Raw genomic sequence first — 16,585 nt, 5'->3', positions numbered from 1 at the left:
TAAATAAAAATGAGAGAGAAAAAGTAAAAAATTATAAAAAATAGTCGAAATTATCTAAAAGAACTATCTAAATCATTAACTAAGAACTATAATTATGGATTAAAGAATGCAAATTTTTAGAAAATACATTAGAAAAGAATCACTAAATAGAAGTTGGTGGATAGATGGTGAAAGCAGAAGATACAAATGTACTAAGTTCAATGCAACTGACGGTAGAGGAATTACAAAATATTAAAGTTGCATTAGACGAGTCGTCCATTTTGGCTGTTACAGATCAACGAGGCATTATCACAATGGTAAATGACCGATTTTGTAAAATTTCCAAATATGAACGTTGTGAACTCATTGGTAAAGATCACCGACTTTTAAATTCAGGCTATCACCCAAAATCTTTTTTTAAGGAAATGTGGCGTACGATAGGTTCTGGTAAGACGTGGCATGGAGAAGTATGCAACCGCGCAAAGGATGGTTCAACATATTGGGTACAGACGACGATTGTGCCTTTTTTGAATGAAAAAGGAAAACCCTATCAGTATATTTCGATTCGTACAGATATTACCGCACAAAAGAAAATTGGGGAAATGATACATATTGCACACCATGATGATTTGACAGGACTGCCAAATCGCCGGATGTTGCTTAATGAATTAAAAACGCTGATCGAAGTGGAACAACAGCCATTTTCACTTATGTTATTTGATGTGAACCGATTTAAAAATATTAATGATGGCTTAGGGCATCGGGTGGGAGATCTGTTTTTAGTAGAAATTGCGGAACGAACAAAAACGTTGAATAGTCCACTTATGACTTTTTACCGATTAAGTGGAGATGAATTTATCTGTATATTAAGAGATGCAACACTACTTGAAAAGGCTGCAGAAGATATACAAGCGCTATTTAAACGCCAATTCAATTTAAATAACTATGCGTTTTATGCATCAATAAGTATCGGAGCGGTAAATTACCCGGAGCATGGTCATTCCGCACAAGACATATTAAAATATGCAGATATTGCGATGTATGAGGCGAAAAAAAGCAATAATAAAGGTTTTGTCATTTACAAAAAACAACAGCGCTTTTCACATAACCAACTACTGACATTGGAAACAAAGTTACATGATGCTATAAAAAATCAGGCATTTGAACTGTATTACCAACCGAAAGTGAATCTCCAATCAAATAAAATTGAAGGTATGGAGGCACTTATTCGCTGGTTTGACGATGAACTTGGTTTTGTACCACCGGATCAGTTCATTCCATTTGCAGAAGATTTTGGACTGATCAGTGACATTAGTGAGTGGGTTATTGCTAAAGCCGGTCGCCAAGTAACAGAATGGAATAAGCAATATAATTTAAATCTTCGTGTGGCTGTTAATATTTCACCAAGCCATTTGAAAGCGGATAATTTTATCGAGCGTTTAAATCAAATTTTACAGGAGTATGAAATTTCACCAAGTGCATTGGAAATCGAAATAACAGAAATGAGTTTTTTAGATCAAAATTCAGATTTACTCAATACAATTAAGCAGTTAAGTGAAATGGATATTACGTTAGCTATTGATGACTTTGGGACAGGCTATTCCTCATTAAGCTATTTGAAGAATTTCCCGGTAGATTTATTGAAAATAGATCGTACGTTCATTCACGAAATGTATAAAAACAATGCAGACATTGCCATGGTTTCAGCGATGATTTCTTTGGCACGTGCACTTAATTTAAAAGTAGTTGCGGAAGGTGTCGAGGAACATGAAGACTTGCACCTTTTACGGGAGTTTGATTGTGAATTTGTACAAGGTTACTATTATAGCCGTCCATTAACGATTGATGATTTTTCGCAACGTTTAAGTGAAAAGGGGATACTCGTATAAAAAATCCACGCAGATTGATCATTCAATTTGCGTGGACTTTTTTATGATTTGAGTGTAATACTTGGATTGATTTCAAGAAGTTTTTTTACAAACAGTTCCCTTTCCTTTGGGGATATAAGAATGAACTGAATATGCGGATCAAAGGTTATTTCAATACGATCGAATGACATAGCCGGAGCCGATAGAGGATTTTTCGATGGACGTAAGCTGCGTATTTGTTTAATTGGAATTCGCTTTTTATAAATACCGCCGTAAACGATGAGTTCTTCCTTTTCAATGACGTATTTTGTACCAAAAAACAGTATGCATAATAACACAATAATGAATGCCGTAACAAGCAGCAAAACAGCACTTGGCTCAGTAATGACCCCATATATCATTGAGATTGGCACAAAAATAAATATGATAGCCATCCAAATATCCACCTTCGATTTAAAAACCATGAAAAAGCCCCCCTTCTATTTTATAGCTTATAACAAAAGGTCAAAATTAAAAATACAATTCTAGCAATAGAGGTTTTTTGGTTATTTAATTCCATATTTCCTGTCCAATGTCACGAGACGTGCATCGTCATTCGGGCGGTTCATGACTAAATCGGCAATAATTTGAGAGCCAAGCATACTATAAACCGTGCCGTTACCTCCAAATCCGAGCAGGTAATAGTGGTTCGGCTGTTCTGGATGCTGTCCGATAAAAGGGAGATGGTCTAATGATTCGCCGAAGGAAGCACAGTATTTGTACGGTGCATGAAAGGTCTCGTCAGGCAATAATTCATGAAGTTTATCAAGCAGCACATTTGCCATTGCGTCCACTTTTGTGTCATGTTTGGCAGGATCGGCTTTCTTTTCGTCTAATCCGCCAATTATAATGCGGTTATCCAATGTTTTTCGCATATATAAATACGGGCGAGCAGTTTCCCAAATGAGTGCATTTTCATACCAGCCCTCAAAACCGGGTTTTTGCTCTGTCACTATCGCATATGAACGGTTAATGTCAGCACCCTTCATTTTTCCATAAGGAAGACGATCGTAGCCGGTCGTGTATACTATACGGGATGTTTTAAAAATTCCGTTCATTGTGTGCAAAATAATCTCATTTCCCTCATCTTCAATAATATTGGCGTACGTATTTTCAAATAAGTCCAGCCCTTTAGCGATAAGCTGCTCGGTTAAAGAAACAACGAATTTGTAAGGGTTCATTTCCGCATCATTCTGTGTGTACAAAGCAGCAGGGGCTTTAAAAGGCAAGCGCTCTTCTACGACAAGTTCATTCCAAAATTCAGCAGGGAATCCGTGCTTTACTAATACTTCACATTCCTTTTTAAGCTTTGATACATCTTTTTTTTCACTGGCAAAACAGACGCTTGGACGTCGAATAAAATTAGCCTGATCTTTTAAAGGTTGCGCAATTTTTTCGAGCTGGTCAACTGCTTCATAGCAAAGTTTATAAAAACGTACAGCATCTTCTTCCCCGATTAAATCACTTAGTTCATGTAATTGAATATCATTTGAATATTGAAGTAGTCCTGTATTAGCGGAAGTACTGCCGGAGCCGAGTCCGTTTCGCTCTAAAACGGCTACCGTTAAGCCTTCATCAATTAGTGCTTTCGCCGTCAGTATTCCACTCATTCCGGCACCTACGATTATTGCATCGTAATGAGGTTTAATTGGTGGGTTCGTGTGTGGTTCTTTTACAAGTGTAGTCGGCCAAAACAATAGGCCTTTGTGTAATTCCATAAAAAATCCCCCTTGTATCATCTAAAGAATATTTCCCGCTCTTTCCCATTTTTAATCTTGAAATTTTTAATAACTTAATTTCAGGGTAAAGGGGAAAGAATAGAAAAGAAGAGGAGGGATATGATGGATCCTTATATTTTCGGTTTTTTCACGATTGCCTATATTGCGATCTTCATTTGGGGAATGGCAAAACATAAGAAAACTGCATCCGCCATTTTATTTTTAGTTATCGCTGCCCTTATTTATGATAATGCGATATTAGCGTTAGGCCATGTCATTGGAGAGGGAGATCTGCTTAAAAACCTAAGCTATGGCCGTTTTTGGCTCCATGCAATATTTACACCGACTTTAATACTTTTTTCATTGTTTGTAATGAAAGAGGCAAACCTTCATTTTGCCTATAGGAGTTGGGTTACTTTTACATTTGGCGCTTTATGGGTTGTTGCCATGATTGTTGAATATTTTGGGGAGCTGAGTGGACTGGAACTAGCTCCGGAGGAATCGTATGGTGTACTTAGCTACAGTACAACAGAAACAGCATCCGGACCGCCACCAATGATTTTGATTGTCCTTGTCGCCTTATTAATCGCCGCAATCATGCTTGCCTGGAAAAGAAAATGGTGGTGGATGCTTGTTGGTACAATTGTTATGACAATCGGTAGTGCATTTCCGATTGATATTGGCAGTGATGCGATTACAAATGCCTTTGAGTTAGTGTTAATTGCGACTCTAATGTGGACAGCGATCCATTTTTCAAACGATAGACCTTATAGAAGGTTTTAACGAAGAAAGGTTGTGCTAAGGATAACTTAGCACAATTATTTTTTGTACACTACCTTGTAATGAATAGTAGTGTTTGTTACACTATTGTATATAAAATAGTAGTGAGGTGGAATAATGAATCCTCAATTTAAAAAAGGCGTGTTGAATTTATGTGTCCTCGCCTTATTGGAAAAGAAAGATATGTATGGATATGAACTCGTGCAAGCAATTTCTACACAAATCGAAATATCAGAAGGAGCGGTATATCCGCTGTTACGCAGATTAACAAAAGACGGTCTTTTTACAACATATTTAATGGAGTCCACAGAAGGCCCGCCGCGTAAATATTATCAAATTACTGAACTAGGGATTGAACAACTACAGAGCTTACGTAATGAATGGGAAAGTTTTATTTCAGGTGTAAATACTTTAATTCAAGGGAGCGAATAAAAATGAACGAACAACAATTTTTAGATTTACTTGATTACCATTTAGCAAAATTACAGCAGCAAGAAAGAGATGACATCCGCAGAGACTTTGAAGAGTACTTTGAAAATGGCCGAGCAGAAGGAAAAACGACAGAAGAAATTATAAAATCATTCGGGGGTATTGAAGAACTGGCAGAAGAGCTCCTTGCTTCATATGATGAAGAGGACTTCATGGAAAATGTTGCGGTTGTGAAAAATGATAAGCCAACCCCGTATCAAAATGTAGAAATTGAAGCTAACGGTGTGAATGTTGTAATTGTTCCTACTGACGCTGACGAGGCTCTTATTGAAACAAAGGATAAAGATCATATGACAGAAGCAACAATGCAGATAAAAGATGACACTCTTTTCATCTCTATAAAGCGTCAGGAACAGGTCCGCCGTTTTTGGTTTATTACAATAGTAGGAACGATCAATACAATAGATACAGTTGTTTATCTGCCTAAAAAGCAGTATGAAAAGCTTGTGATTCATAATGACAATGGACGAATTAAGGTGTCTGAAACAATCGCACAGCAATTTTATCTAAAATCAGATAACGGTCGTATTTTAACAGACCATATCCAAGGGAAAGTTCTTGACGCTCATTCGGCTAACGGACGAGTGGTGCTTACAGAAACCAGCATTGAACATGTTAAAGCAAGTTCCAATAATGGCCGGATTATTGCAGAGGATGTGATAGGTCAAGAACTTCAGTTAGAGTCCGATAACGGACGTGTCGAGATTAAGAATGTGTTAGGTAAAATCAATGCACAGTCACGAAATGGCCGGATTGTTGCACAGTTAAAAACTGTTCAATCGCCATTAAAATTTGAATCTGATAATGGTCAAATAATATTGAGTACAGAAGGAAAACTTCAAAATATTGAAATTGATAGTTGGACTGCTTGGGGATCCGTATCTATTTATAATGAAAAAACCTCGCATTATTCGCACGGCACTAGAGAAAACACCATACAATTAAAAACAAGTAATGGGAAAATTACGGTTGAGGATCTTTTAGCTCATTAATCTTTGTAAAAGTTAGAAATTCATCGGCACAATCCGTATAATAAAACTAATGATAGTTGAAATGGAGTCGTTAACGATGAAAACATATAGCTTTAGATTATTTGGTGGCTATAAGGTGATACTTGATAAAACAGAAATAACAATTGACTATGCTGGTGAAAAGTTTCTATTTATAAATAAATCAAAACCTCGGATGAAAACTATCTCATATGTAGATATATTGAGAGTGGATTACAAGGAAGCCGGTATGACATTCGGTTATGTGCGTCTTATTACAGCGGAAAATGCTCCATACGTAAGCAGTACGTATGTATCTCAGCATGATGAAAACGCCTGGATGGTCGAAAAAGATGAAATTAGTCTTTTAAACGAAGTATTGGATATACTAAAAAAGCGTTGTAAAAATATACAGTTCGCTCAATTGAAAGCTTAAAATTGCTTAAAATTCAAAAAACACGTCAAAAGTAAATCAACTTTCGGCGTGTTTTTTATAGCTTAAAAGTGCTGCGAAGTTTCCTTCGGAGCACTTTTCACTCTAAATCATTTGCATTTTTGACCAAAGTTGTTTGTAGTATGAGTGGGAGTTAATAAGCTCCGCGTGTGTACCTGCGCCTGACAGCTGACCATCTTCAAACAGTAAAATCTGATCGGCGTTTGTAATTGTAGAAAGGCGATGTGCAATAATGATGGTCGTCCGGTTTTGCATTAATGTCTGTAAAGCGAGCTGGACTTCACGTTCGGATTCATTGTCCAAATTTGATGTCGCTTCATCAAGCAGTAATATTTGTGGATCGCGTAGAATTGCACGGGCAATCGCAATCCGCTGCTTTTGTCCTCCTGACAGTTTAATGCCTCCTTCACCAACATCTGTTTCGATTCCTTGATCAAGTGCAATTACAAAATCATAGGCATAGGCAGCCTTCAATGCTTCCATTACCTGTTCGTCTGTTGCTTCGTTTTGACCATACAAAACATTTTCACGGATCGACCCATTCATAAGGGGCGCGTCTTGCGTCACATAGCCAAACAATTTCCGCCATTCATATAAATCATACTGTTCAATATTTGTCTGTCCATATAAAATTTTGCCCTCTGTCACTTCATAAAAGCGTTCGATTAACGAAAACATCGTCGTTTTCCCGCCGCCACTACTGCTTACAAAAGCGGTTGTTTTACCAGAGGGAATCGTAAAGTTCATCCCTTTTAAAATAGGTTGCTCGGCATATTGAAACTTTACATTTTGAAAAATGATATGTTGTGCGGCCGCAGGAATTGAAAGACCGGATATCTTTTCGGTTGCCTGAGCAATGATCGATTGAATACGTTCTGTTGCACCAAGCGCTTTTTGTAAGGCTGTAAAAAAAGTAGCCATTTGTGTAAAGGGAATGATGATTTGCACAAGGTATATCATAATCGCAACAAGCTCCCCTGAAGAAATTGCTCCTGAAGATACTTGTGTGCCCCCATAACCGAATAAAAGAATCAGTACAATCATCATAATGAGCGTCATAATCGGTGATAAAATAGCGAGTATTTTCGCTTCTTTTAAACCAAATCGGTAAAGCTGCTCTATCCGGTTTTCACCCCGTTCTCTTTCCATTGGTTCGGTTTGCGAAGATTTTACAAGTCGGATATTTGATAATACCCGTCCAAGATGCCCACTGAATGAAGCGAGTTCGTCTTGATTGGCTTTAGCGATTTTATGCATTTTTTGTCCAAGTGGCAATGTAACAAAAATCGCAAGCGGTACAGCTATTAACATAAGAAGCGTCATTTTCCAGTCAATCCAAAGTAAAATTGCAATTGCCCCGATTATAGAGAAAATCCCCGATACAAAGCTAACTAGATGATCTGTTACCAGTTCTTTTACGACGCTTGTATCTTGTGTAATACGGCTCATCGTTTCCCCGGATTCGTGGGCATCAAAATAAGGGGTTTTTAAATGTAAAATATGTTGCCAAAGTTTATTTCGTAAATTCGCGACAATCCGTTCTCCAAGCATACGCATTAGAAAGTAAGTCAAACCACTAAGAACCGCCTGTATAACTAAGATTAGAGCAACGGCAGTGACCGCTGTCCAAGCAAAACCGGTAGTCGAAAAATCGTTGATCATATTCATCGTAAATAACGGTACAGCAAGTGAAGCGAGTGTTTCGATAATACTTAATACAAAAACAACAATGACGAGCTTTTTGGGGAATTTGCTTTTTTTAATGAGTTCCCATAATTGCTTTAGCTGAACGTTCATGTAATAACCCCCTCTAATATGTTCAATCGTGCAGCTTGATCCAAGAGCCAATTTTCTTCCTCACTAGAAAGCGGAATCGTAAATAACCAATTATCAAAATCAATATTTGCGTATTTTTCAAATTCCTGCGCTAAACTTTTCGTTAGTTCTGGAGGGATAATGGAAAATAGCTGTTCGATTAGTTGTTTTAGTTCCGTATCTTCTGGAGGATGCAAGAAAGCCTGTTTAATTTCATAGAGACTTTCAATGTAACGTCGATTAATTTCGATAAAATTCATATCTAAATAACTGTAAATCCGTTCAATGAGCGGCTCCGGAATATACTGTCTTAAATAATCTTTTTGGGCTTCCTCTGTAAGTAAACTGTGAATGATGAGCAACAATGTAGTGGAATCGACAGCCGTATTTTCCTGATGAATGTGAATAGCTGTATCAATCGTTGCAAGCATTTGTTCAAGCTGTTTTTTCTTCTTTAGTAACTGCAACTTTTGATGTTCCAAAGATTGAAGCAAAGAATCATCTTTATTGAGCAGCTCTTTGATTTCCTCTAGAGAATAATCAAGATATTTGAAAGTCACGATCTTTTGAACAGTGATGATATTAGCATCATTATAATAGCGCTGTCCGCCTTCAGAAATACGAGCAGGTATTAATAAACCCTTTTCTCCGTAATAACGCAAAGTCCGAATTGTAATGCCGGTCTTTTTAGAAAATTCCCCGATTGAATACATATTCCTCACTCCTTATATTTAGTATAAAAGCTCACGTAACGTAACATGCAATGAAAACATTTAAAAAATATTAATATGATGAATTTGCGATAAAAAAATAAAGGGACGATCTCTTTTGTTTTACAAAAAAATAATGTGCAAATTTATCGAAAGTTGTCACATTATGTTCCACGTGAAAAAAATTCAACTAAATATGAACCAATTAATTAATAGGAAATAATAAAAATTTGTAAAAATCAACAAATAGTCACGAAATTACATAGAAAAAAATTACAATAAATACTATTATATTTAGAAAGAGTAAGGGCGTATAGAGATAGATAGGTAATTTTTATATTATGGGAGGTTAAGGAAAATGAAGAGCAGTAACATGAAAAGAATGAAAAAAATTTTACTTCAAATTGGGGTAATTTGTTTCCTGTTAGCAGCAGCAACAAACACAGGCTATGCCCAAATGTTTTCGGATGTGAAAAATGATTCTAAATTAAATGAAGAACTTACAGTGTTAAATAATCTAGGTGGAGTGGTACAATCACCAAACGAAAGTTTTCGTGCAGATGATCCGATTACACGCTATGAAGTGGCTGAGTTTATCGTACGCACACTGCAAATTGATTTAGAAATGAGTACAATTCCTACATATTTAGACATTCCGGCAGATGATTCGCGAATGCCTGTCATTGCCGCAATAACTGAGCTTGGCATGATGACAGGGTTTGAAGGGAAATTTAATCCGGATGCAAAATTATCGCGTGCACAGGCGGTAAAGATTTTGGTGCCTGCGTTTCAGTTAACTGGACAGGCGGCAATTCCATATACGGATATTGCAAAAAATCATAGTGCCGTACCTGCAATTCAAGCATTAGTAGCAAATAAAATTGTATACCCGGCAAAAAATCAAAAATTCAATCCGAGCGATATGATGACTCGCGGAGATTTTGTTTCGTATATTGCAAGAATTATTGAGCCATCATTAAGACCTACTGAACCTGAACAGCCTGTGTTCCAAAGCTGTGTAAAAGAAACGGCGAAAAAACGTTATGTAGTTGATGTCGCAGTAACAAATTTATGGAATAAACCTAACCAAGCGCGAGCTGTTGATTATCCTTCGACAAAAAACCCGGTAGAAATGCAAAAATGGATTTCATCATTAAGTTTATCTCAAAAGAAATGGCTTGTTGGACGTACAGATACCCAAGCGTTATATGGCGATGAAGTCTCATTGCTTGAAACAAAAGGAAAATGGCAACGTATCGCGGCAAAAGATCAATATGTTCCATATTTAAAGGCAGGTTATCCTGGATGGGTTCCACAATCTCATGTTGTGGCAACGAACAAAAACTACGATGATTGCGGCATTGCGATTATTACCGCAGATAAAACGAATCTGTTAGAAAAAGATGCGAAAACGAAATTTTTACAAATTAGCTATGCAACTATTTTGCCGGTAATTGATGAGACTGCAAAATATTATTATGTAGAGACACCGGGTGATGGGGTTAAACTACTAAAGAAAAATGCAGCAAAATCGTATGAATCCTATAGTGAAGTTCCAAAACCGACAGCTACTACAATTATTAATGAAGCGAAGCGTTATTTGGGCTTACCGTATCTTTGGGCAGGAACCTCTTCGTGGGGCTATGACTGCTCAGGTATTTTATATGCGGTATTCCGTACACACGGCATCATGATTCCGAGGGATTCATTTTATCAGGCAACAGGCGGTAAAGCTGTTGCGAAGAAAAATTTAAAGCCGGGTGACCTTGTATTCTTTGCTTATAATGGCGGCAAGGGGAAAGTGTACCATGTTGGCCTATATATTGGTGACGGTAAAATGTTACATGCACCACACTACGCATCAAAAGTAAAAATTGAATCAATGAACAATGGTGTTTACAAAAAGAACTACTCCGGTGCAAGACGTTATTTATAAAAGGGCATGAGTATTAAAATAAAAATTTTCCGTTTCTTTTTAAATTACATGACAAAATATTTAGTGTATTGTTAGGAGTAAGTTGGGTATATGTAAGGAATAAAGGAATTTTAAATAAGGAGGCATATTTTATGAATCCGTGGTTAATAGCAGCTCTCGTTATATTGGGAATTGCTGTAGTTCTGTTATTCGTCTGTATTATTGTTGTAATTGGACCTATAAAAAAAGTTGTTACACTGCTGTTGGCACATGCTGAAGGAATTAAAAAACAGCTGAACCCTATTCAAACCGAAACAACGAAATTAACAACAACAGTCAATCGTATGATGGCAGATATCGAATATAAAAAAGAATCTGTTCAGTCTGTCATTCAATCTGTCAAACATACTGGTGAGGTATTGGATCAAGTGAGCGACGTGTCACACGATGCGACTGTGAAGGTTATGAAGAAAGCAAACAATGATCCTCAACGACAAGCTGAGGTGGAACGTTGGACTAATACCGCAATGGGTATTATTCAGCGAAAAGCATAATAGGAAAAGGGATGTACAGATTTTCTGTACATTCCTTTTTTATTTTCAAAATTAAACAGCGTAAAAAATAAGAAAATGATAATTAAATATAAGTGTCAATTTATATGTAAGCGTTATTATTCTGTACCATAACAGAACTTGCTGGCTTATCTTCTATTCTTCTGTTATTTTGTTTAAAACATGAAATTCAACACATTCACAAAGTGTTCAAAGAAATCTGATAAATTATGAACACATTGTGAAGAGAGGGATTAGGAGGTTTCTTTTTAATTGAAAAGGAGTAAAATAAAAACCAGGAAGGGTGTTATATAACAATCTGCAACTGTCACGGGAGAATCGACTATTTATAATACAGTTTTATAAAAAAGGAGAAATGAAACATGTGGGTAGTAACAGTATTTAACGATATAAACGATATTCGTATATTTGAATATACGACGAAAATTGAAGCGACTTCAAAATTAGAAAAATATAAAAACGCAATATTATCATATACAAAATAAAAAATGGAAAAGGAGCGGTAAAATATGTGGGTAGTAACAGTGTTCAATAATCCCAATGACATTCGTATGTTCGAATACACAACTAAAAGCGAGGCTGCTGCATTTTTAGCAAAGTACAAAAATGCTGTCCTGTCGTTTACAAACTAGTTAAAGAAATGTCTATGTAGAAAGTGAAAGCTTTCTGCATAGGCTTTTTTTATTTTTAAGAAATACGGAGAGTGGATAGGTCCGTTTTTCTCATTTATTAGTATGAAACAACGATAAACGAGAATGGCGTTTATTAGAAAGAGTTTTTGCTGCTAGTTATAAGGGAAGAGGAGAAAGTTATAAATTTAATAATTCTGTTTGAATTAAGTGAATATACAAAAATAACGTTTAAAAGACATAACTTTGTTTTTAAATACTTTTTTGGTGCGTAGAAATTCATTCCTTCTTATTGTTTGGCACAAATGTGTGATTTATAAAGAAGAATTCTCTTAATTTAAGTCCTAGAAGGTTGACGAAATATTGCTAATATAAGATAATTTTAGAGTGTAAAAATAATTATTTTATAATAATTATTTCATTTATGTTTATAGGAGGAATTTTAAAATGGCATTAATCGGTAAAGAAATCGCACCATTCGCTGCGAAAGCATTCCAAAAAGGTGAATTCATCGACGTAACTTCAGAAAACTTCAAAGGACAATGGTCAGTAGTATGCTTCTACCCAGCAGACTTCACATTCGTTTGCCCAACTGAGTTAGAAGACTTACAAAACGAATATGCTACTTTAAAATCTTTAGGAGTAGAAGTTTACTCGGTATCGACTGATACACACTTCACTCACAAAGCTTGGCATGATACTTCTGAAGCAATCGGTAAAATTGAGTACATTATGATTGGTGACCCATCTCATACAATTTCTAAAGCATTTGACGTGTTAAACGAAGAAGATGGTTTAGCAGAACGCGGTACATTCATCATCGATCCAGACGGTGTTGTACAAGCATTAGAAATTAATGCTGGCGGTATCGGCCGTGACGCTTCAATTTTAGTGAACAAAATTAAAGCAGCTCAATATGTACGTAACAATCCAGGTGAAGTTTGCCCAGCTAAATGGGAAGAAGGCGGCGAAACGTTAACACCAAGCTTAGATCTAGTAGGTAAAATCTAATCTGAGTAGTAAATAACAAACAAGTAAGCGACAAAAACAACCGTTACGGCTTGGTTTTTGTCGCTCTGTTTTTAATTAGAGAAAAGAAAGGTAAGCTCTCTATCTTCAAAATTTAATATGAAAGAGGTGAAAGGCTAGCTGTATTTGAGGGAGAATGGCCGCTTATTTTTCGGGAGGGAACGATAAGAGGTGTTCATACAGCAGCTTGTGCAGTGTTAGATAATCAGATTAAAGCGCAATTACAGCAGTATTTATCAATGCTCGAAGGTGATTTATTAATTAAAGTGAGTGTTAATGACGACAAAACTTCGCAAGAAATGCTCAATTTGGTTGAAGAGTTGGAAAAAATGTCGCCGCGTATTACGGTGCAACATGCATTATTAGAACGTACACCGAGTTTCAGTATTAATAAAGTTGGTGAAGGGGAATCTGGTATTACATTTGCTGGGTTACCACTAGGCCATGAATTTACTTCATTAGTTTTAGCGCTTTTACAAGTTTCAGGTCGTGCACCGAAAATCGATGCAGCAGTTGTAAAACGTATTCAAGCGATTAAGCAGCCATTGAAGTTTGAAACGTACGTGAGTTTAACTTGTCACAACTGTCCGGATGTTGTGCAGGCATTAAACATTATGGCGGTTTTAAATCCAAACATCTCGAACGTTATGATTGAAGGTGGGGCATTCCAGGCTGAAATTAAGGATCGAGACATTATGGCAGTGCCTACTGTATATTTAAACGGCGAAAACTTCGGGGGCGGTCGTATGGAGTTGGAAGATATTTTAACGAAGTTAGGTGAAGTATCGGACGGCTCGGAATTTGCAGATAAAGAAGTTTTTGATGTATTGGTAGTAGGTGGTGGTCCTGCAGGTTCGGCGGCTGCTATTTATTCAGCACGTAAAGGGATTCGTACAGGTATCGTAGCAGAACGCTTCGGTGGTCAGGTTAACGATACGTTATCAATTGAAAATATTATTGGAACAAAGGCAACTGAAGGCCCTGCATTTGTTTCTAGCTTAGAAGCACATGTATTAGACTATGATATCGATGTGATGAAATCACAACGTGCGGCGAAGATCGAGAAAAAGGATTTAATCGAAGTAACGTTAGAAAATGGCGCGGTATTAAAAGGGAAAACAGTAATCCTTTCTACAGGGGCTCGTTATCGTCAACTCGAGGTGCCTGGTGAGGAAGAATTTAAAAATAAAGGCGTTGCGTATTGCCCTCATTGCGACGGCCCGATTTTCAAAGGGAAAGATGTTGCAGTAATCGGTGGCGGTAACTCGGGTGTAGAAGCTGCGATCGACTTAGCGGGTATTGTAAATCATGTTACGCTAATACAACGTAACAGTGAGTTGAAGGCGGATAAAGTGTTGCAAGAGCGCGTTCGCAGTCTAAAAAACGTTACAGTTATTACAAACGCTTTAACTACTGAAATTACAGGAACTGATAAAGTAGATGGTTTAACGTATAAAGACGTTGTGACAGGTGAAGAAAAGCATATTGAATTACAAGGTGTATTCGTTCAAATTGGTTTATTGCCAAATACAGAGTTCCTTGAAGGGGCAGTAGAGATGAATGCACATGGCGAAATTATTATAGATAAGCACGGTGCAACTAATATTCCGGGAATCTTTGCTGCAGGCGATTGCACAGATACAGTATACAAACAAATTGTTATTTCAATGGGCTCTGGGGCAACAGCTGCTTTAGGGGCATTTGACTATATGATCCGTAATATTGATTCACGTGAATTTGTAGAAGCATAATAGAGAATCCGTTGTACGTAAATCGTGCAACGGATTTTTTTAAAGAGTAAAATAATGGTGATTAGATAAGGATTTTAAATGAAACAGGGGTTGATGGTATGGTGGAAAGGAAGCGGACATTGCGTATTTGTCCAATGGGGCACCGGTATTATAAAAGTACAGATTGTGGAACTTGCCCTAAATGTGAGCAGGCGAGTAAGCCGTCAGAAGGATTCTTATCTCGTTTATCCTCACCTGCGTGTAATGCATTAATAAACGCGGGCATTACCGAGTTGGAGCATCTTGCCGAATATACGGAAAAAGAAATTTTACAATTGCATGGGATTGGACCTTCTTCATTGCCTACATTAAAACATGCAATGGCCGAGAAAAATGTAAATTTTAAAAGTTAAAAAGGGTTTAGCTTAAAACTAAAAGTGTAACCATCTCTATTTTCGGGTAATAGATAAAAGACTATTCGAAAAGGAGGTTTTTATATATGAAAGACGATAAAATAAAGCATAAAAAGCTCGACAATCCGGATTTATTGAATACCGAAAAGGAAAGCATTTTCGATATAGATGAGGAAATGAAATTTGTAGATCCAATTCCGATGGAGGAATTGAATGACCAAGTAAAAGATGAGAAATATCGTGCGAACACAAAAACTACTTCCGGTAGTGAGCGTAAAAACCAGCCGGACGATACGAAAGACGCATAAACTTCAAATAATAGTAATTACAAAAAAATTGACCATTTTGCAAATAAGGCAAAGTGGTCAATTTTTCTTTTCGAAAAAATCAGCAAAAAGCTCGCTGTATTAGAAATACAGCGAGCTCAGTATGGAATATTGCTAAAGGTTAGCAGGAGGAAGAATATCATCAATTGTCCTTGCTAATTTTAATGCTTTTAATTGGAACTGTTCATAAAAAAGTTCTGTCCCTGCACCACCAATATAAAAAGAAATATGCTCGTGAACTTGTGCCAATTTTTCAAGTGTGTGAATGGATTGGGCGAATTCATTGTAAGCAATCCCGGTAGATCCGGTCAGCAGTACAATGGCTGGCTTCTTTAAAGCGATAGCAGATTGTATCGCTGTTGGAGCCGGTGAAGGTCCGAGCATTAGTGTACGGTAACCCCGCAACATACATTGGATAAGCAGAATTTGCATTGGGATTTCATGTCTCTCTCCAGGTAGACAGCTCCCTAATGCGAGTGGCGCATCGTCCGAAACATAAAAATGTCGACGAAGGTGGCTTAAAAAGTCACGCACTGTTTGACTGCTAATCGCTTCTTGGTATTCGCCCCATGCTTTTTCACACCAAAGCTGTCCAACTTCATGGAGGAAGGGGACGACAATATCCCGGATCAGCTTCTCTACACCAAATTTATGGTGAGCCTGTTCGAGCAAATGCAAAATTTCATGTTCGTTCGCTTCGGTCCCAGCTTGAATTAGTGCTTTGTGGAAGAACGATACAGGGTCTGCTTCTGGTACATCCTTATTTTTTATATAGTGATCTACCGCTTGTTTAATCGTCATACCGCTATTTATATATTGTTTCAGCTGCAATAACGTTTGAACTTCATCTTCCGTATAAACGCGGTAGCCATTGTCTAATCTATCGGGTTGAATAATTTGGTAGCGATCTTCCCATTTTCGGATCAGTTGTTTAGAAAGATTCGTCAAGTTAGATACTTGTTGTATCGAGTAAGTTTTTTTAGTCATATTTTACCACCTCCTAAAAGAATCCTTGTTAAACTCTATTCAACCGAAAAAGAAAGTACTTGTCAAATGTTTTTCGTATATTGTACAATGTTTGTATAACATAGGTTAAGGGGTATTGCATATTATCTTGTAATATTTGGAAG

At 37.0% G+C, this 16,585-nt stretch carries 18 protein-coding genes; 13 read left to right on the top strand and 5 right to left on the bottom strand.

Annotated features, from left to right (window positions below):
* Positions 1-164: 164 nt before the first annotated feature.
* Positions 165-1,868, top strand: coding sequence for a sensor domain-containing protein (locus AC0VXV_RS18990; RefSeq protein ID WP_475529681.1), 1,704 nt, complete (start codon positions 165-167; stop codon positions 1,866-1,868).
* Positions 1,869-1,909: 41 nt separating this feature from the next.
* Here AC0VXV_RS18990 and AC0VXV_RS18985 read toward each other — a convergent pair whose 3' ends face one another.
* Together AC0VXV_RS18985 and AC0VXV_RS18980 are read right to left on the bottom strand one after the other, a co-directional pair.
* On the bottom strand, positions 1,910-2,311 hold the full coding sequence (locus AC0VXV_RS18985; protein ID WP_475529680.1) for a PH domain-containing protein: 402 nt from the start codon (positions 2,309-2,311) through the stop codon (positions 1,910-1,912).
* Positions 2,312-2,392: 81 nt separating this feature from the next.
* On the bottom strand, positions 2,393-3,604 hold the full coding sequence (locus tag AC0VXV_RS18980; RefSeq protein WP_475529679.1) for an NAD(P)/FAD-dependent oxidoreductase: 1,212 nt from the start codon (positions 3,602-3,604) through the stop codon (positions 2,393-2,395).
* Between the two features lie 120 nt (positions 3,605-3,724).
* On the opposite strand from AC0VXV_RS18980, the gene AC0VXV_RS18975 reads away from it, so the two are divergent.
* The 4 genes from AC0VXV_RS18975 to AC0VXV_RS18960 all read left to right on the top strand — a co-directional run bounded on the left by AC0VXV_RS18975 (position 3,725) and on the right by AC0VXV_RS18960 (position 6,298).
* Positions 3,725-4,387 (top strand): phospholipid phosphatase, encoded by a 663-nt coding sequence (locus AC0VXV_RS18975; RefSeq protein WP_475529678.1) that lies wholly within the window; start codon positions 3,725-3,727, stop codon positions 4,385-4,387.
* A gap of 114 nt (positions 4,388-4,501) precedes the next feature.
* On the top strand, positions 4,502-4,816 hold the full coding sequence (locus tag AC0VXV_RS18970) for a PadR family transcriptional regulator (RefSeq protein WP_339174242.1): 315 nt from the start codon (positions 4,502-4,504) through the stop codon (positions 4,814-4,816).
* Positions 4,817-4,818: 2 nt separating this feature from the next.
* The gene (locus AC0VXV_RS18965; RefSeq protein ID WP_475529677.1) at positions 4,819-5,865 is read left to right on the top strand and encodes a DUF4097 family beta strand repeat-containing protein; all 1,047 of its coding nucleotides are present in this window, start codon (positions 4,819-4,821) and stop codon (positions 5,863-5,865) included.
* 76 nt (positions 5,866-5,941) lie between these two features.
* Entirely contained in the window at positions 5,942-6,298 is a 357-nt protein-coding gene (locus AC0VXV_RS18960) for a hypothetical protein (protein ID WP_475529676.1), read from the top strand.
* A 102-nt stretch (positions 6,299-6,400) separates the two neighbouring features.
* On the opposite strand, the gene AC0VXV_RS18955 is transcribed toward AC0VXV_RS18960, so the two are convergent.
* Complete coding sequence (locus AC0VXV_RS18955) at positions 6,401-8,113, bottom strand: ABC transporter ATP-binding protein (RefSeq protein ID WP_475529675.1); 1,713 nt, start codon at positions 8,111-8,113, stop codon at positions 6,401-6,403.
* Positions 8,110-8,844, bottom strand: coding sequence for a MerR family transcriptional regulator (locus AC0VXV_RS18950; protein ID WP_475529674.1), 735 nt, complete (start codon positions 8,842-8,844; stop codon positions 8,110-8,112). Before AC0VXV_RS18950 ends, AC0VXV_RS18955 begins: the two co-directional genes overlap by 4 nt.
* Before the next feature lie 355 nt (positions 8,845-9,199).
* Between AC0VXV_RS18950 and AC0VXV_RS18945 the strand changes: the two genes are divergently transcribed.
* From AC0VXV_RS18945 to AC0VXV_RS18910, 8 genes are all read left to right on the top strand, one after another.
* Positions 9,200-10,777, top strand: coding sequence for an NlpC/P60 family protein (locus tag AC0VXV_RS18945; protein ID WP_475529673.1), 1,578 nt, complete (start codon positions 9,200-9,202; stop codon positions 10,775-10,777).
* 131 nt (positions 10,778-10,908) lie between these two features.
* Positions 10,909-11,310, top strand: a complete 402-nt coding sequence (locus AC0VXV_RS18940; RefSeq protein WP_475529672.1) for a DUF948 domain-containing protein — start codon at positions 10,909-10,911, stop codon at positions 11,308-11,310.
* Between the two features lie 380 nt (positions 11,311-11,690).
* Positions 11,691-11,813, top strand: coding sequence for a hypothetical protein (locus AC0VXV_RS18935; protein ID WP_285848962.1), 123 nt, complete (start codon positions 11,691-11,693; stop codon positions 11,811-11,813).
* A gap of 24 nt (positions 11,814-11,837) precedes the next feature.
* Positions 11,838-11,960, top strand: coding sequence for a hypothetical protein (locus tag AC0VXV_RS18930; protein ID WP_008405892.1), 123 nt, complete (start codon positions 11,838-11,840; stop codon positions 11,958-11,960).
* A 444-nt stretch (positions 11,961-12,404) separates the two neighbouring features.
* Positions 12,405-12,968, top strand: coding sequence for an alkyl hydroperoxide reductase subunit C (ahpC, locus tag AC0VXV_RS18925; RefSeq protein WP_087618112.1), 564 nt, complete (start codon positions 12,405-12,407; stop codon positions 12,966-12,968).
* Positions 12,969-13,180: 212 nt separating this feature from the next.
* Positions 13,181-14,737, top strand: a complete 1,557-nt coding sequence (ahpF, locus tag AC0VXV_RS18920; RefSeq protein ID WP_475529671.1) for an alkyl hydroperoxide reductase subunit F — start codon at positions 13,181-13,183, stop codon at positions 14,735-14,737.
* 98 nt (positions 14,738-14,835) lie between these two features.
* Entirely contained in the window at positions 14,836-15,129 is a 294-nt protein-coding gene (locus AC0VXV_RS18915) for a helix-hairpin-helix domain-containing protein (protein ID WP_475529670.1), read from the top strand.
* An 86-nt stretch (positions 15,130-15,215) separates the two neighbouring features.
* Positions 15,216-15,437, top strand: coding sequence for a hypothetical protein (locus tag AC0VXV_RS18910; RefSeq protein WP_475529669.1), 222 nt, complete (start codon positions 15,216-15,218; stop codon positions 15,435-15,437).
* A 132-nt stretch (positions 15,438-15,569) separates the two neighbouring features.
* Here the strand turns inward: AC0VXV_RS18910 and AC0VXV_RS18905 are convergent, their stop codons facing one another.
* Positions 15,570-16,442, bottom strand: a complete 873-nt coding sequence (locus tag AC0VXV_RS18905; RefSeq protein WP_475529668.1) for a MerR family transcriptional regulator — start codon at positions 16,440-16,442, stop codon at positions 15,570-15,572.
* Between the last annotated feature and the right edge of the window lie 143 nt (positions 16,443-16,585).

This window comes from Solibacillus sp. iso_87 (genome assembly GCF_056173085.1).
This window is presented reverse-complemented; position numbering and strand designations above follow the sequence as displayed.

Coding starts and splice junctions, on each gene's coding strand:
- AC0VXV_RS18990 (WP_475529681.1), top strand. CDS start 165: ATGGTGAAAGCAGAAGATACAAATGTACTAAGTTCAATGCAACTGACG.
- AC0VXV_RS18985 (WP_475529680.1), bottom strand. CDS start 2,311: ATGGTTTTTAAATCGAAGGTGGATATTTGGATGGCTATCATATTTATT.
- AC0VXV_RS18980 (WP_475529679.1), bottom strand. CDS start 3,604: ATGGAATTACACAAAGGCCTATTGTTTTGGCCGACTACACTTGTAAAA.
- AC0VXV_RS18975 (WP_475529678.1), top strand. CDS start 3,725: ATGATGGATCCTTATATTTTCGGTTTTTTCACGATTGCCTATATTGCG.
- AC0VXV_RS18970 (WP_339174242.1), top strand. CDS start 4,502: ATGAATCCTCAATTTAAAAAAGGCGTGTTGAATTTATGTGTCCTCGCC.
- AC0VXV_RS18965 (WP_475529677.1), top strand. CDS start 4,819: ATGAACGAACAACAATTTTTAGATTTACTTGATTACCATTTAGCAAAA.
- AC0VXV_RS18960 (WP_475529676.1), top strand. CDS start 5,942: ATGAAAACATATAGCTTTAGATTATTTGGTGGCTATAAGGTGATACTT.
- AC0VXV_RS18955 (WP_475529675.1), bottom strand. CDS start 8,113: ATGAACGTTCAGCTAAAGCAATTATGGGAACTCATTAAAAAAAGCAAA.
- AC0VXV_RS18950 (WP_475529674.1), bottom strand. CDS start 8,844: ATGTATTCAATCGGGGAATTTTCTAAAAAGACCGGCATTACAATTCGG.
- AC0VXV_RS18945 (WP_475529673.1), top strand. CDS start 9,200: ATGAAGAGCAGTAACATGAAAAGAATGAAAAAAATTTTACTTCAAATT.
- AC0VXV_RS18940 (WP_475529672.1), top strand. CDS start 10,909: ATGAATCCGTGGTTAATAGCAGCTCTCGTTATATTGGGAATTGCTGTA.
- AC0VXV_RS18935 (WP_285848962.1), top strand. CDS start 11,691: ATGTGGGTAGTAACAGTATTTAACGATATAAACGATATTCGTATATTT.
- AC0VXV_RS18930 (WP_008405892.1), top strand. CDS start 11,838: ATGTGGGTAGTAACAGTGTTCAATAATCCCAATGACATTCGTATGTTC.
- ahpC (WP_087618112.1), top strand. CDS start 12,405: ATGGCATTAATCGGTAAAGAAATCGCACCATTCGCTGCGAAAGCATTC.
- AC0VXV_RS18915 (WP_475529670.1), top strand. CDS start 14,836: ATGGTGGAAAGGAAGCGGACATTGCGTATTTGTCCAATGGGGCACCGG.
- AC0VXV_RS18910 (WP_475529669.1), top strand. CDS start 15,216: ATGAAAGACGATAAAATAAAGCATAAAAAGCTCGACAATCCGGATTTA.
- AC0VXV_RS18905 (WP_475529668.1), bottom strand. CDS start 16,442: ATGACTAAAAAAACTTACTCGATACAACAAGTATCTAACTTGACGAAT.